The sequence below is a fragment of the Halomonas alkalisoli genome, assembly GCF_021412585.1.
GTDB lineage: Bacteria > Pseudomonadota > Gammaproteobacteria > Pseudomonadales > Halomonadaceae > Halomonas > Halomonas alkalisoli.
The window spans coordinates 59,735-74,457 of the sequence record NZ_JAKCMI010000037.1 but is presented as its reverse complement, the minus strand read 5'-3'; the positions used below and the strand labels follow the sequence as shown (position 1 = coordinate 74,457).

13 protein-coding genes and 4 tRNA genes are annotated in these 14,723 nt (G+C 64.1%); 6 read left to right on the top strand and 11 right to left on the bottom strand.

Annotation, left to right across the window (positions count from 1 at the left end):
* The first annotated feature begins 5 nt into the window (after nt 1–5).
* Nucleotides 6–704: an orotidine-5'-phosphate decarboxylase gene (pyrF, locus tag LY622_RS16540; RefSeq protein ID WP_234291894.1), complete on the top strand. Its 699-nt coding sequence runs from the start codon at nt 6–8 to the stop codon at nt 702–704.
* 18 nt (nt 705–722) lie between these two features.
* On the opposite strand, the gene lapB is transcribed toward pyrF, so the two are convergent.
* Genes lapB through ihfB form a run of 3 tightly spaced genes read right to left on the bottom strand, consistent with a single transcriptional unit; the run spans nt 723 to nt 2,539 of the window.
* A complete protein-coding gene (gene lapB / locus LY622_RS16535; RefSeq protein ID WP_234291893.1) occupies nt 723–1,910 on the bottom strand; it encodes a lipopolysaccharide assembly protein LapB in 1,188 nt (395 codons plus the stop codon).
* A complete protein-coding gene (locus LY622_RS16530) occupies nt 1,911–2,216 on the bottom strand; it encodes a lipopolysaccharide assembly protein LapA domain-containing protein (RefSeq protein WP_234281108.1) in 306 nt (101 codons plus the stop codon).
* Nucleotides 2,217–2,242: 26 nt separating this feature from the next.
* Complete coding sequence (gene ihfB / locus LY622_RS16525) at nt 2,243–2,539, bottom strand: integration host factor subunit beta (protein WP_114477602.1); 297 nt, start codon at nt 2,537–2,539, stop codon at nt 2,243–2,245.
* 291 nt (nt 2,540–2,830) lie between these two features.
* Here ihfB and LY622_RS16520 point away from each other — a divergent pair, with 291 nt between their 5' ends.
* Together LY622_RS16520 and LY622_RS16515 are read left to right on the top strand one after the other, a co-directional pair.
* Nucleotides 2,831–3,058 (top strand): FAD assembly factor SdhE, encoded by a 228-nt coding sequence (locus LY622_RS16520; RefSeq protein ID WP_234292046.1) that lies wholly within the window; start codon nt 2,831–2,833, stop codon nt 3,056–3,058.
* The gene (locus tag LY622_RS16515; RefSeq protein ID WP_234291892.1) at nt 3,018–3,431 is read left to right on the top strand and encodes a protein YgfX; all 414 of its coding nucleotides are present in this window, start codon (nt 3,018–3,020) and stop codon (nt 3,429–3,431) included. Before LY622_RS16520 ends, LY622_RS16515 begins: the two co-directional genes overlap by 41 nt.
* A gap of 64 nt (nt 3,432–3,495) precedes the next feature.
* Here LY622_RS16515 and nadB read toward each other — a convergent pair whose 3' ends face one another.
* The 7 genes from nadB to uvrY all read right to left on the bottom strand — a co-directional run bounded on the left by nadB (nt 3,496) and on the right by uvrY (nt 8,631).
* Nucleotides 3,496–5,067 carry an L-aspartate oxidase gene (gene nadB, locus LY622_RS16510; RefSeq protein ID WP_234291891.1) on the bottom strand — a complete coding sequence of 524 codons (1,572 nt, stop codon included), beginning with the start codon at nt 5,065–5,067 and terminating at the stop codon, nt 3,496–3,498.
* An 87-nt stretch (nt 5,068–5,154) separates the two neighbouring features.
* Nucleotides 5,155–5,241, bottom strand: a tRNA-Leu gene (locus LY622_RS16505).
* Nucleotides 5,242–5,277: 36 nt separating this feature from the next.
* Nucleotides 5,278–5,351 (bottom strand) — tRNA-Cys (locus LY622_RS16500).
* A gap of 13 nt (nt 5,352–5,364) precedes the next feature.
* Nucleotides 5,365–5,439: transfer RNA gene (locus LY622_RS16495), tRNA-Gly, on the bottom strand.
* Between the two features lie 63 nt (nt 5,440–5,502).
* The gene (gene pgsA / locus LY622_RS16490) at nt 5,503–6,051 is read right to left on the bottom strand and encodes a CDP-diacylglycerol--glycerol-3-phosphate 3-phosphatidyltransferase (RefSeq protein WP_234291890.1); all 549 of its coding nucleotides are present in this window, start codon (nt 6,049–6,051) and stop codon (nt 5,503–5,505) included.
* Between the two features lie 69 nt (nt 6,052–6,120).
* Nucleotides 6,121–7,935, bottom strand: coding sequence for an excinuclease ABC subunit UvrC (gene uvrC / locus LY622_RS16485; protein WP_234291889.1), 1,815 nt, complete (start codon nt 7,933–7,935; stop codon nt 6,121–6,123).
* A gap of 48 nt (nt 7,936–7,983) precedes the next feature.
* Entirely contained in the window at nt 7,984–8,631 is a 648-nt protein-coding gene (gene uvrY / locus LY622_RS16480; RefSeq protein ID WP_234281103.1) for a UvrY/SirA/GacA family response regulator transcription factor, read from the bottom strand.
* Between the two features lie 220 nt (nt 8,632–8,851).
* Between uvrY and LY622_RS16475 the strand changes: the two genes are divergently transcribed.
* Both LY622_RS16475 and LY622_RS16470 read left to right on the top strand, forming a co-directional pair.
* Nucleotides 8,852–8,927 (top strand) — tRNA-Ala (locus LY622_RS16475).
* 172 nt (nt 8,928–9,099) lie between these two features.
* A complete protein-coding gene (locus tag LY622_RS16470; protein WP_234291888.1) occupies nt 9,100–10,515 on the top strand; it encodes an amidase in 1,416 nt (471 codons plus the stop codon).
* A 47-nt stretch (nt 10,516–10,562) separates the two neighbouring features.
* Here the strand turns inward: LY622_RS16470 and LY622_RS16465 are convergent, their stop codons facing one another.
* Complete coding sequence (locus LY622_RS16465) at nt 10,563–12,266, bottom strand: putative bifunctional diguanylate cyclase/phosphodiesterase (RefSeq protein ID WP_234291887.1); 1,704 nt, start codon at nt 12,264–12,266, stop codon at nt 10,563–10,565.
* 386 nt (nt 12,267–12,652) lie between these two features.
* On the opposite strand from LY622_RS16465, the gene LY622_RS16460 reads away from it, so the two are divergent.
* Nucleotides 12,653–14,635 (top strand): sensor domain-containing diguanylate cyclase, encoded by a 1,983-nt coding sequence (locus tag LY622_RS16460; RefSeq protein WP_369413796.1) that lies wholly within the window; start codon nt 12,653–12,655, stop codon nt 14,633–14,635.
* Nucleotides 14,636–14,723 lie beyond the last annotated feature (88 nt).

Below are 14,723 nucleotides of genomic sequence, written 5' to 3'. Positions count from 1 at the left end.
TCATCGTGTCTAGTGACTCACCGCTGATCATCGCCCTGGATCACCCTTCGCTTGATGCCGCCCTTTGCCTGGCTGACCGGCTCGACCCGTCCCGCTGCCGGGTCAAGGTGGGCAAGGAGCTGTTTACCCGCAGCGGCCCGGACGTGATCGAGGCGCTGCATGGGCGTGGCTTCCAGGTCTTCCTGGATCTCAAGTTCCATGACATCCCCAATACCGTGGCCGGCGCCGTTCAGGCCGCCGCCGAGCAGGGCGTCTGGATGGTCAATGTCCATGCCGGGGGCGGGCGCCGCATGATGGAGGCTGCCCGAGAGCGCATTGAACGACAGGGGCTGGCCACGCATCTGATCGCCGTGACGATATTGACCAGCATGGACACGACGGATCTGCAGGAGGTGGGCATCACGGTGTCGCCCGCGGAGCAGGTCGAGCGCCTGGCGCGTCTGGCCATGGACAGTGGTATGGATGGCGTGGTCTGCTCGGCTCAGGAGTCGACACGGTTACGAGAGCTGTGCGGCGACACCTTCCTCAAGGTCACGCCGGGAATACGCCCGAGCTTTGCCGCAGCGGACGACCAGCGGCGAATCATGACCCCTCTTCAAGCCATGACGGCAGGCAGTACCCACCTGGTCATCGGCCGGCCCGTGACACAGGCCGAGGACCCCATGGCGGCCCTGGAGGCCATCGAGCAGGAGCTGGCCGGCTGAGGCGCGCGGCCTTGTCGCTCACTCCCCCTCGATACCGGTAATGGGGCGGGTCGTGCCCCAGCTGCGGCAGCGTGGGCACTGCCAGTGAAGCGGTTCGCCGGCGAATCCGCAGCGTCCGCAGCGATGGCGGGGTCGTGCCTGGAGCAGGGTATGGGTGTGCTGCTTGAGCAATTGGATACGGCTATCGGGCGTGCCGTGCTCATGCTGCTGGTGTTGATAAAGGTCGAGCAGGTAGTCGAGCGCGCCCAGGCTCGGCGAGCGATTGAGCTGCTCGCTGACCAGGTCGATGGCCGTCTGGATGCCATGGCGTCTTCGCTGCGTCTCGGCCAGCATGATGATCAGGCTGGTGAAGTGGGCGCGATCCAGCAGACCTTCCAGGTGGGCCACCAATCCTTCTTCGTCGCCCAGCAGCTGATAGGCGTGGTGCAGGGGTTCCAGCACCGTGGGGATGAATTCCAGGTCCTGATCGGGGATGCGCATCAACAGGCGAATGGCGTCCCGATAATGGCCGGTATCCTGCGCCATGGCCGCCAGCAGCAGATTGGCACGAACGCACCTTGGATCGACGGAGAGCGCCTGTCGCAAGTGCTTGCGAGCCAGCCCGGGGCTGGCGGAGTGGCGCTCCTGGTCGGCCAGTTCGCAGAGCCAGTGGGCGGCGGCCCGTCGGACATCGTCGTGCTGACGGGTCAGGGTGGGGTGAGCCACGTCGAAGGCGGCCTGCCACTCGCCTTCCCGGTCGAAGAGGTCGGCCAGCAGGCGCTTGGCGGCATGACGGATCTCGTCGCGACTGGATTCACGGATGAGTTGCTGCAACAGACGCTCGGCCCGGTCGAGCAGTCCCAGGTTGAGAAAATCGCGCGAGAGTTCGAGCTGGACCTGGTCGCTCTGTGCGGCCGTGAGGGTCGGCCGGGCCAGCAGGTTCTGGTGAATCTTGACGGCGCGATCAGCCTCGCCCCGGGTGCGGAACAGATTGCCCAGGGTGATGTGGGTGTCGATCGTCTCGCTGTTGACCTCGAGGGCCCCGACAAAGGTCTCGATGGCGCGGTCCGGCTCCTCGTTGAGCAGGTAGTTCAGGCCAACGAAGTAATCCCGCGACAGCGATGTCGAAGACTCGTCACCACGGGAGCCTCGACGTTCACGGCGGCCAAGCCACCAGCCGATGGCAACGGCTGCCACCAACAGGGTCAGCAGCAGAGCGTCGGGCATTTAGGGTAGTTCCTTGAGCTCCTGCACACGCAGCCGGTCGAGCTCCTTGCGCTGTTGCCGATTCTGTCGCTGGGCCCGGGATAGCGCAGCGCGGAGTCTCAGCCATACCCCGGTCATGGCCAGCATGCCCAGCAGCACCCCAGCGACCAGGGCAGCGAGCAGCCAGACCGAGAGCGAAACGGCCGGCAGCTCCGTCCAGATCAAATTGAGCGGCACCGTCTGCTGATTGTTCACGGCAAACAGGATGCCGACCAGCAGTACCGCCAGCAGAATAATGGCCAGGATAAGGCCTTTGAGCCAACGCATGTAGGTATCCCTTGTATAAGATTCGGTTAGTAGCCGAGGGCGCGGCTGGCATTGACCTGCTCGCGAAGCTCCTTGCCCGGTTTGAAGTGTGGCACGAACTTGCCCTCGAGCGCGACCGGGTCGCCTGTCTTGGGATTGCGGCCGACGCGCGGCTCGCGATAGTGCAACGAGAAGCTGCCGAAGCCACGAATTTCCACCCGGCCACCCTCGGCCAGGGTATCGGTGATGTCGTCAAGGATCAGGCGAACCGCAGATTCGACTTCCTTGATCGAAAGCTCCGGCTGATGCATCGCAATCTGCTCGATCAATTCGGATTTGGTCATCGGTGATCTCCAGGCAGCCCCCTGATCCGGTTGGACCTGGGCGAGATTATTGTTCTGTCATCAGCATACTGCGCAAACCGAGATAAAACAACGCACTACGACCAAGGTCAAGCAATCCTTCGAAAGCGGCCGGCTGTGCTGCCCCCTTCGGGTGGCTCCGGTATACTGATGGCTCACTCACCAGCACAGCCGAGGCAGACGTTGAGCGACACGACGAATCCGGATGACCAAGTGACAACCCCCGAAGCGGCGGCCCTGCGCAAGCAGCTCTACTGGCACTCCCGCCGCGGCATGTGGGAGCTGGACCTGCTGCTGATTCCCTTCCTCGAGCACTGTTTTGACCACCTGGACGCCGGGGACCAGAACGCCTACCAGCTGCTGATCGAAGGGGAGGATCAAGATCTGTTCGCCTGGCTGATGCGGCGCGAGCAGCCGGAAGATCCCGCCTTTCATCGAATCGTACGGCTGATTCAGGAACATGCCGAGAACGCCGATAACGATCCGCGTCGTCCCGTCTAGGCTGGCACGCTGGGCCCACGGCCTGTTGTCTCTGGTGCTGTTGGCTCTGCTGGTCCGCTACGGTGCTACCTGGCTGGCAGGTCTGACCATGGCCTGGTTGGTGCTGATGGCGTTGTTGCTGACGGCATGGCGGCGTGAGCATGGCCGTGTCTGCGGTGAGCTGCGAATCGTGCCCCAGGAGAAGACCGGTTGTCGCTGGGACTGGCGGCCCCGTACCGGCCATGAGCGACAGGATGTCGCACTGCGCTGCCGCTATCTGGGGCCCTGGCTGATAGCGCTCGAGATCGATGGCAGCCGTTTATGGCTATGGCCGGACAGCAGTTCCCGGGAGTCGCTGCGCCAGCTGCGTCGTTGGCTGGTTAAGACTGGCTGACGGTTCTCGGCAGCGTTTGCCGCATGTCTCGGCTTTACTCGGTCGAGGTTCTTATTCGAGAGTTTTATTCGAGATCGGTGACATGCAGCCGGGAAGGTTGTGGATGCGCCGCCGGGTGAGGGCAGTCGGGATTGAAGTGCAGGCCGCGGGATTCACGGCGGGTTCTCGCAGCGGTCACGGTCAGCCTTGCCAGCCTCAAGGCATGCCACAGGCTGGCAAGAGGCGCACTTGGGGCGGCCTCGTTCACCGCTTTTTCGACCTCGGCGCTCAATGCGTGAAGCTCGCTCGCCGCGGCTTCCAGGCCGTCGTCCCGCCGCACGATGGCGACACGATGACTCATGATCTCGCGCAGGGTCCGGCGCCAGCCACGAACCTGATCGAGATCCACACTCCCTCCTTCCGCCTGCTTCATCACCAGCGGTGCGGTGAACGGCGGTGGCGCTTCGGCCAGGCGTGACGCACAGCTGCGGGCGAATACCAGGCACTCCAGCAGTGAGTTGCTGGCCATGCGGTTGGCGCCGTGCAGGCCGGTACATGCCGCTTCTCCGATGGCGTAGAGGCGCGGGACGGTGGAGGCGCCGACGAGGTCGGTGGCGACCCCGCCGCAGCTGTAGTGAGCGGCAGGCACCACCGGTATCGGCTGTTGGGCGATATCCATCCCGCGACCAAGGCAGTGCGCGTGAATGGTGGGGAAGTGGTGGCGAATCGCAGTTTCACCCAGATGGCGTACATCGAGCCAGACGTGGGGCGCCCCGGTGCGCTGCATTTCGGCATCGATGGCGCGGGCGACGATATCACGGGGCGCCAATTCCGCCCGCGGGTCCAGCGCCGTCATGAAGCGTTCCCCTTGCGCGTTCAACAGGTGGCCGCCTTCCCCCCTGACCGCCTCGCTGATCAGGAAGGGGGCGCCTTCCGGATCGTAGAGGCAGGTGGGGTGGAACTGCTGGAACTCCAGGTTCATCAGCTCGGCGCCGAGCTCGGCGGCCATCAGCATGCCTTCGCCGCTGGCTGGGTTGGGGCTGGTGGTGTGTCGATAGAGGCCACTGGCGCCGCCCGTGGCCAGGATGGTGTCGGCCGCCAGCAGTTCGGTCGGCTCGCCTTGCTCGCTCAGGCAGCGCGCGCCGCGGCACTGGCCGAGGGCATCGGCCAGCAGGCCGATGGCGGTGAGATCGTTGCGTATCGTGATGGCGGGGTGGGCCAGGGCGTTGGCCATCAGGGTGTCGAGTACGGCGCGCCCGGTGGCGTCTTCGGCATGAATGATGCGTCGTGCCCCATGTCCCCCTTCCCGAGTCAGGTGGAAGGGGTAGGGCGAGGCGGGGTCCGGGTCGCGAGTAAAGGGGACGCCCAGTGAAAGCAGCCATTCGATGGCGGCGGGCCCCTGTTCGACGGTGAAGCGGACGGCGCGTTCGTCGCACAGGCCGGCACCTGCCACCAGGGTGTCGGCCACATGGGCGTCGAAATCGTCTTGCGGAGAGAGAACGGCGGCAATGCCACCTTGTGCCCATCGGCTGGCGCTTTGATCGTCGCTTGCGGGGCGAACCAGGGTCACGCGGCGATGGTCCGCGGCGTGCAGTGCCAGGGTCAGGCCGGCAACGCCACCGCCGACAATCAGTACGTCATGTTCGCTACGGGGCATGCGGGGGTCTCGCTGGATCCTGTCGCCGACTGACTCGGCTCGTTAGCGTCCGATGATACCGGTAGAAGAACGGGATAGCGAAGAGTCTGGTGCCCGGAGCCGGGCTCGAACCGGCACGGTGTTGCCACCGAGAGATTTTAAGTCTCTTGCGTCTACCAATTTCGCCATCCGGGCGGCACGGGATTCGAGCAGACAGCTGAAGGGAATAAGTGGAGGCTGGAGTCGGAATCGAACCGGCGTACACGGAGTTGCAGTCCGCTGCATAACCACTCTGCCATCCAGCCTCAATGAGTCGTATGGAGCGGGAAAGGAGATTCGAACTCCCGACCCTCGCCTTGGCAAGGCGATGCTCTACCACTGAGCTATTCCCGCTCGACTCGAGAGCGAATTATACGGATAAGGTCGTTACTGTCAATCACTTGTTGGCATCGAGTGCTACATGGAACGGCTCAGGTGGGGCCAGGCCGAACGCAGGTAGAGCGCCATGGACCAGAGGGTCAGGATGGCGGCAACGTAGAGCGTGGCGACGCCGACCAGGGCGAGCTGGGTGCCCGGCGAGAAGGCGAGCAGCAGCAGCAGCGCAATCATCTGCAGGCTTGTCTTGACCTTGCCCAGCCAGGAGACGGCGACGCTGCCGCGCTTGCCCATCTCGGCCATCCACTCCCGCAGGGCCGAGATGACGATCTCGCGGCCGATGATCACCAGCGCCGGTAGCGTCAGCCAGACACTGTCGAAGCGTTCGATCAGCAGGGCCAGGGCGACGGCGACCATCAGCTTGTCCGCCACCGGGTCGAGGAAGGCGCCGAAGGGCGTGGCCTGGTCCCAGCGGCGTGCCAGGTAGCCGTCCAGCCAGTCCGTCACCGCTGCCAGGGCGAAAAGGCCGGCGGCAACCGGCATGCTCCAGGCGAAAGGCAGATAGAAGAACACCACCAGCAGCGGGATGAAGGCGATTCTAGCCAGCGTCAGGATGTTGGGGATGTTCATTGACAGGGGGATCCTTGCCTGAGGTCAGGGTTGCCGAGAAGGCCACCATTCTATCCGCAGTGGGCCCTTTCATCCATGCAGCGAGCGATGAATCGTATCGGCCAGGGTGGCGCTGATGCCGGGGACCCTCGCCAGTTCCTCCCGGCTTGCCTGCTTGACGCCCTGCAGTCCGCCGAAGAAGCGCAACAGTTCCCGTCGGCGCTTGGGCCCGATGCCTTCGATGTCTTCCAGCGAGGAGCTGCGCCGGGCCTTGTCGCGCCGGGTACGGTGCCCGGTTATGGCGAAGCGGTGGGCTTCGTCACGCACATGCTGGATGAGATGCAGGGCCGGGGAGGCGCTGTCCAGGTCGAGCGTGCGATCGACGGTTTCCACGAACAGGGTTTCCAGGCCGGCCCGGCGGGTGGTGCCCTTGGCCACGCCCAGCAGCAGGATATGCTCGAGCCCCAGTTCGGCCAGCACGTCACGGGCCTGATTCAGCTGTCCCTTGCCGCCATCCACCAGCAGGATGTCCGGCGCCACGCCTTCTCCTTCGGTGAGGCGGCGGAAGCGGCGGCTCAAGGCCTGGCGCATGGCGGCGTAATCGTCACCCGCCGCCACCCCCTCGATATTGAAACGCCGGTAGTCCGATTTGCGTGGCCCATTCTGGTCGAATACCACGCAGGAGGCCACGGTGGCCTCGCCATGGCTGTGGCTGATGTCGAAGCATTCCAGCCGCTGCGGCGCCTGGGGCAGCGCCAGGGCATCACGCAGCGCATCGAATCGATGGGTGAGCTGCGCCTGGCTGGCCAATTGCCCTGCCAATTGCTGCTCGGCGTTGGTGCGAGCGAGCTCGAGCCACTGCTGGCGATGGCCACGGACGCTGTGTGTCAGGCGAACGCGGCGCTCGGCGCGAGCCGCAAGGGCACTTTCCAGGATATCGGCATCGGCAAGCGCCAGGCTGGTGATCACTTCCCGGGGGATTTCCCGACCCTGGCCGAGGTAGTACTGGCTGACGAATTCAGCCAGCAGGTCGCAGGCCGCCAGGCCCAGGCTGTTGCCGGGCTTGTGATGACGTGCCCCGAGCAGACGCCCCTGGCGCACCGCCAGCACGGAAATGCACAGCGAGTCCTCGCGCTCCGCCAAGGCGAAGACATCGGCGTCGCCGCCCTCGGTGTCGACGAACTGGCGCTGCTGGAGCTGGCGTAGATGCTGTACCTGGTCGCGCAGGCGGGCGGCGTCCTCGAAGGCCAGCGCCCGGCTGGCGGCCTCCATGGCCTCGGTCAGCTCGCCGGTGACCTGTTCGCTGCGTCCTTCTAGGCACATGACGGCATGCTCGAGATCGCGCCGATAGTCGGCCTCGCTGATATAGCCTACGCAGGGGGCGCTGCAGCGCTGGATCTGGTACTGCAGGCAGGGCCGCGTCCGGTGCGCGAAGACGCTGTCCTCGCAGTTGCGGATACGGAAGATCTTCTGCATCAGCGACAGGCTTTCGCGCACCGCACCGCTGCTGGGGTAGGGGCCGAGATAGCGGCCATCCTCGTGACGCCGCCTGGCCCGCTTGTACTCGAGCGCCGGATAGGGGTGGCGATCGGTGACGAAGACGAAGGGGTAGGACTTGTCGTCGCGAAGCAGGATGTTGTAGGGCGGGCGCAGCTCCTTGATCAGGGTCTGCTCGAGCAGCAGCGCTTCGATCTCGCTGCGGGTCACGGTGACCTGAACGTCTGCTATGCGCCCTACCATGGCTTGCGTCTTGGCGTTGAGGGCGCCGCGGAAGTAGCTGGCCAGGCGGGCCTTCAGGCGCTTGGCCTTGCCGACGTAGAGGGTGTCGCCTCGCTCGTCGAGCATGCGGTAGATGCCCGGTGCCTGGGTCAGGTGGGCGAGGAACTGACGGGAGTCGAAGGTCATCTTGGGACTGGCTGAGGCGTGAGCCTCCAGCTTACCAGATCGTTTGCATCAGTTGGTGGTGTCGAATCCATCCACCAGGCCATGTTTCAGGCCCAGATGGGTCAGCTCGACATCGGTCTGCACACCCAGCTTTTCGAAGATTCGGTAGCGGTAGGTGTTGACGGTCTTCGGGCTGAGGAAGAGGCGGTCGGAGATCTCGGCGACACGCTGGCAGTTGACGATCATCATCGCCACCTGAAGCTCACGCTGGGAGAGCTGGTCGAAGGGGTTCTCTTCCGAGTCGAAGCGCGACAGCACCAGGCGTTGAGCGATGTCCGGGCTGATATAGCGATGGCCGGCGAATACGCTGCGGATCGCATCGACCATGTCGGGCACCTGGGTATCCTTGCTGATGAAGCCGCCCGCTCCCGCTTCCAGCAGGCGCTGGGCAAAATTGTCTTCCATGAAGCCGGTCAGGGCCAGGATGCGGATGTCGGCGCTGTTGCGCATGATCTTGCGCGTCGCTTCCAGGCCGCCGATTCCCGGCATGCGCAGATCCATCAGCACGACATCCGGGTCGAGCTTGCGGCTCAGGGTGATGGCTTCCTCTCCGCTGGCCGCCTCCCCGACCACGTCGATGTCCTCCTCCTCATCCAGCAGGCGAGCGAGACTGGTGCGAACCAGGTGATGGTCATCGACAATGAGAACCTTGATCAAGGCTGACGTTCCTCGTCATTGCTGTTGATCACGGAAGTGTCCGTGAAGAGAGCGGATAGTCTAGAAGCCACCAAGCTTGCCATACTCGTCGCCCAAGGGAAATTGGCTAAGTGCCGGTACTAAACGATATCGTCAACGGGGCGTGAAACCTGATTGTCGATATTGACTGCCAGGGTGGTGGTCGGTATCATTCGCCTCGTTCTCGCGAGAGCAACAACGTGGGGCCTTAGCTCAGCTGGGAGAGCGCAACACTGGCAGTGTTGAGGTCAGCGGTTCGATCCCGCTAGGCTCCACCATCGAATTTCACGAAATGCCGCCTGACGCTTTGTGTCAGGCGGCATTTTCGTATACCTGCCGTTCGTCGACGGCTACCCCTGGCGGTTGGTCAGGCGTCGACGCCGCTAACTTGTCAGGTGGCAGACATTTCCCACACTCTATACGGACTCACTGGAAAAATTGGAGGTCCGTGTGAGCGATACCGATCTAGGAACCATGGATGCCAGCCAACTGCGAAGTCTCTTCGAATCGCACAAGGCTTCCCCGCTGGAGGCCACGAGAGCCGCTCTCGACCGAATCGACCGCTTCAACGGCGAGGTCAATGCCTACGTCCACGTCGACCGGGAGGGTGCCGAGGCCGCCGCCCATGCATCGGCGCGGCGCTGGGGGCAGGGGCGGCCGCTCAGCCCGATCGATGGCGTGCCGGTTTCACTGAAGGATCTGACCGAGGTCACGGGCATGCCGGCCAGGAAAGGCTCCTTGACCGCGTCCGATGCCCCCTGTGAGCACGACTCGCCTCCGGCTCGCCTGCTGAGGGAGGCCGGGGCCGTGATACTCGGCAAGACCAATACGCCGGAGTTCGGATGGAAGGCGGTCACTGACAACCGGGTGCATGGCGCAACGGCCAACCCCTGGGATACCCGCCTGACGCCCGGAGGCTCTTCGGGGGGCGCCGCCGTCGCCGCCGCGCTCAATATGGGGGTGCTGCATCAGGGCGGGGATTCGGGTGGGTCGATCCGTATTCCCGCCGCCTTCACCGGTGTGTTCGGCTTCAAGCCGACATTCGGCTGGACGCCTCAGTGGCCGCCTTCGGAGGAGCCGACCCTGTCCCATATCGGCCCCTTGACCCGTAAGGTCACCGATGCGGTGAGCATGCTCAATGTCATCGGACGCTACGATTATCGCGATCCCTATGCCACGCGGGGTCAGCCCGACGACTGGGGCGAAGAGATGGGCCAGGGGCTTCAGGGGCTGCGAATCGCCTATTCGCCGGACCTGGGCTATGCCAGGGTGGATAGCCAGGTGGCGGAGAGGGTGCGTGCGGCTGCCCACAAGCTGGAGGCGCTGGGTGCCGTGGTGGAGGAGGTCGACCCCGGGTTTGAATCGCCGCTGGATATCTTCAACAAGCTCTGGTTCACGGCTTCGCTGGCGGTCTACGCCGAAATGGACGAGCGCAAGCGTGAGCTTCTCGATCCGGGCATGGTGTCCGATGCCAAGCGAGCCGCGCATTGGAGTGCCTTGGACCTGTTTCGCGCGCTGCGTGGTCGAGCCCGCCTGACCCAGCAGCTGGAATATTTCAATCAGCAGTACCACCTGGTGATGACCCCCACGGTGGCCATCTCGCCGTTCGAGCTCCTGCACAACGTACCGCCCGACAGCGACATGCGGGACTGGGAGGAGTGGGCGCCGTTTTCCTACCCATTCAACCTCAGCCAGCAGCCTGCGGTATCGGTGCCCTGTGGCTTCACCGACGAGGGTTTGCCTGTCGGTTTCCAGCTGGCAGGGGGCAAGCATGACGATACCCGAGTGCTTCGGGTCGCCCATGCCTTCATGGAGGCCTATCCGGCTCGCTATCCTGCCGTGCCTAACCCATATCAGAGTGGGTAGTTATATCAGGGCGAGCAGGTATATCAGTGGATAGGGACGAAGCGCGGCTAGTTGCGGGCCGCCTTGCGTTCGGCAAGCCACCGGTCGAGTTCCTCTGCCGGCAGGGCCGGGCAGTAATGATCGCCCTGGACTCGCTTGAGGGAGAGGCCACTTACGGCGGTTACCTGCCACGGATCGTCGATATCCGTGATGACCGGCTCGATATGGAGTGCCTGCAGCAGTCGGCACAGCGCTTCCGCGAGGTTGCGCTCCTCCTGTGGGGGAGTCATGGCCAGGCTGACACTGATTCTGGCCTTGTTGAAGGGCAGGCGTGACAGCCAGGCGAGGTCGACCGGGCCGGCACCCAGATCATCGATGGCGAGCCGAACGCCGAGTCGCTCGAGCCGCTTGAGCATATGGGAGGCGGCGTCCAGGTTGCTGGACAATCCCTGGCCAGGCACCTGCAGGGTCAGCCACGCCAGGGTGTCGAGGCTCTGAAGGCGCAGGAAGTGATCGAGAGGTCGGCGGTCGAGGGTGTCATTGACCAGGTGAGACTCGCAGAGGCGAATCGAGACCGGCAGTTCACCCAGCGGCGAACCGCTCTCCAGCCAGCTCAGATGGCGGGCAATGACGGTCTGGATGGCCCAGCGATCGAGACGAATGCCAAGGCCCAGTCGGGCGATGGTGTCGAGCAAGTCAGCGGGTGGCTCCTGCCACTGCTTGGGCTGTTTCCAGCGCAATACGGCTTCCAGGCCGGTGCAGCGGCCGGTGGCGATATCGATTTCAGGCTGAAAGTGGAGCTGGAAATGGCGCTCGGGGAGATGAATGGCCTCGCTCAGCCGGCTCTCGAGCCGATGTTTTTCCTTCAGCTTTGCCGTCAGGCGGTGATCGACGAAGGCCTGGCGTCCGGGGCCTTTCCTGCGAGCCGTATACATGGCGCTGCGTGCCGTGGTGATCAGGGCCTCCTCATCCTGTGCGTCGGCCGGGTAGAGCGCAATGCCGATGGAGGCGGTCAGCAGCAGGTAGCGGTTCTCGGAGAGGAACGGGGGCTCCAGCGCCTCTTGAAGCCGCTCTGTCACCACCTGCGCGGCTTCCGCGGTACCATCCTTTTCCAGCAGGACGACAAACTGGTCGCCACCCAGCCTGGCCAGGGTGTCTCGGCTGCGTAGCGCCTTCTGCAGTCGCTGGGCCAGCTCGCCCAGCAGTCGGTCGCCTTCCAGATGGCCGGCCGCATCGTTGACCGCCTTGAACCGGTCGATGTCGATGAACAGTACGGCGAGGCCGTTATCGGCACGATCCGCCTGGGCCAGGGCGTGATTGAGGCGATCGCGCAGCAGCAGCCAGTTGGGAAGGCCGGTCATCGGGTCGACGTGGACCCAATGCCTGTCGCCGAACTGCTTGCCATCGGGGGCGGCGAGGCTGACGAAGGTGCGCAGGTAGTGGTGTGGGCGCTCCCGGTCGTCGAGCAGGGCGTCCACGGTCATCAATACCGGCATCGATTCACCGTCGTTGCGACGACACAGCACCTCCTGCTGCCAGGAAGTGGGTTCGTCGACGCTCGTGTCCGGGTCGGTCGCAAGCATCGAGGGTGTCCTCAACGACACGAAAAAGTGTTCGACTGGCCAGCCGGCAACCTCGCTGCGCTCGCAGCCGGCAATTTGGCAGAACGCCTCATTGGCCAGGACGACGAGTCCCGCGGTATCGGTTATCACCATGCCGGTCTGTCCCTGCTCGAACGCGTTCAGGGTGAGCCGTGCGGGGTGCTGGGCCAAGGATTTTACCCTGTCGCCTGGTGGGCGTTTGCCGTGATGACTCATCGATTCGCTTGTTTAGCCCCTGCCGTTTGGAGTGAAGCGCCGAGATAGGGTTCGGCGCTGGCATTGTTAATTATCGTCAGGATCAGCCCAGACTTTAGTCCTGCGCAAGGTAAAATTCGGAATTGTCCCGATAAATCGTTCGACAAGGGGAGATTGACGCCAGGGCAAGCCTCAAGTTCGGAATTCAGGCGCCGATACAAGAGGAGGAAGATATCGTTCCCTGAGGCAGGGTCGCCAGGGGAGGGGTTCAAGGCTTGGCGTCGTTCACGGTGGATGAATCGCTTGGCCCCCTGTTTTCGCCAAAGGGGAACGCGTTGCACACCTCGGTTCGAATAGAAGCATTGACTCGGTTCCTCTGCTCCCTGCAGGGGCGACTGCTTGCCGGTCTTGCTGCGACGTGGTTGGTCATCGTGGGCATTCTGTTGATGCTGGCGTGGCAGTATGGAAAGGCCCTGGTGGATCAGGTCAACCTGGAGCACCTGCGTGACGAGTCGCATTTGATTGCCGATGGCCTGACCGAGAAGGTGAATCGGCGCCTCCATGCCCTTGCACGGCTGGAGGCCGGCCTGCGGGGAGTGAGCCCGGAGCGACTGGGAGCCTCCCTCGAGCATAGCCAGGTTCTCATGGAGTGGTTCGAGGGCATCATGGTGACCGGCCCCGACGGCGTGGTGCTCGCCGATTGGCCGGTGGTGGAGGGCAGGGTCGGTCTCGAGACGGCGGAAACGGAGTATTTCCGCATGCTGAGTCGCTTGCGCCGGCCCTACGTCAGTGAGCCCTTCGTGGGCCGGGCCAGCGGTGACGACCTGGTGCTGATGCTGGTGCCGCGGTTCGACGACCAGGGGGCGTTCGCCGGGGTCGTCGGAGGGATGGTCAACCTGTCCCGGGGCGGATTGTTCCAATGGCTGGAGCGCAGCTGGCTGGGCGAGGAGGGGCGTATCTCGGTGCTGTCGGCATCGGGAGAGCTGCTGTTTCGTCCCCGTCGCCCGTCCCTTGTGGCGAGCAAGGAAGCATACAGAGGACTGCCTGCGCTCGATCTGGCCCTGGGGGGCTGGGAGGGCGAGACCATTGCCCGCGGGGCCGATGGTGAGTCGGCGCTGATGTCGTATCGTCAGATCCGGCCGGCAAACTGGATCGTCAAGGTGGCGCTGCCCCGGGAGCAGGTTCGTGCGCCACTGGGCGATTATCTCGTCACACTGTGGTGGGCCTGGCTGGCGTTGGCTGTGCTGTTGATGTTCAGCATGCGTTGGCTGGTGAGGCGCCTGCTCGAGCCACTGCATCGGCTCGAGCGCCAGATCGCCCAAGTAGGCGCGGGGGAGCGTCGCTACCTGGCGCTTTCGACCAATATGAATGAGTTGAGCCAGGTGGCCAGCAGCTTCAATCGCCTGGAGCATGAACGGCTCTCGGCGCTGGAGCACCTGCGGGATCGCCAGGCGTTTCTCGATGCCGTGCTGGGCTCCACGCCGGTAGGCATGTTCGTCGCCGATCTCAAGGGCCACCTGAACTACATGAATCCTGCGCTGCTGGAGCTGCTGGGGCTGGATGCGTCGTGCAGTGCAAGCGACTGGTGGGAACGGATCCATCCTGACGACCGACAGGGAACCCAGGACATGTGGCGCCACTCCCTGGCGACCGGTAACGACTTCATGCGTCAGCTGCGATTCCACCATTCGGGCGGGGTCACCCTGTGGGTGGAGGTGCATGCCAGCCAGGTGAGGGGGAGCGATGAGCCCCTCGGTTTCGTCGGCATGGTGAAGGACATCACCGAGCGCCGCCAGCAGGAAGCGCTGCAGCGCTGGGAAGCGGAGCACGATCCGTTGACCGGGCTGCTCAATCGTCGCGGTTTCGAGCGGCGCCTCGAAGAGGCGCTGGCGGAATATTCCAAGACCGGCACGCCGTCGGTGCTGATCCTGTTCGACCTCGATCATTTCAAGCCGATCAACGATGAGGGTGGGCATGCCCTGGGCGACGAGATGCTTCGGCGCATCGCCCAGGTGGTGGCATGGGAAGTCCGGCGTAGCGATCATGTGGCTCGGCAGGGCGGGGACGAGTTTGCGGTGCTGCTGCCGAGCTGCACCCTCAAGCAGGCCGGGGACATTGCCGAATCGCTGCGCCGGGTGGTTTCCGAAGTCACGGTGGTCAATGAAAGCAAGGTCTACAACATCACCCTCAGCATGGGGGTGACCGCGTTCCAGGAGGGCGATGATGCCGTCGAAACCGTGCTGGCGCGTGCCGATGCCGCCAGCTACGAGGCGAAGGCCAACGGTCGCAATACCGTGGTCATGGCAGTCCCCGACGATGAGAAGCTTATTGATTCACTGTGGTAGGCGAGTAGTGGTAGGCGAGTATGCGCGGCGATTCAGGGTCTGGCGGATGAGAGATTTCTGGCGGGGACTGGCAGGCTAGCAAGAGGAA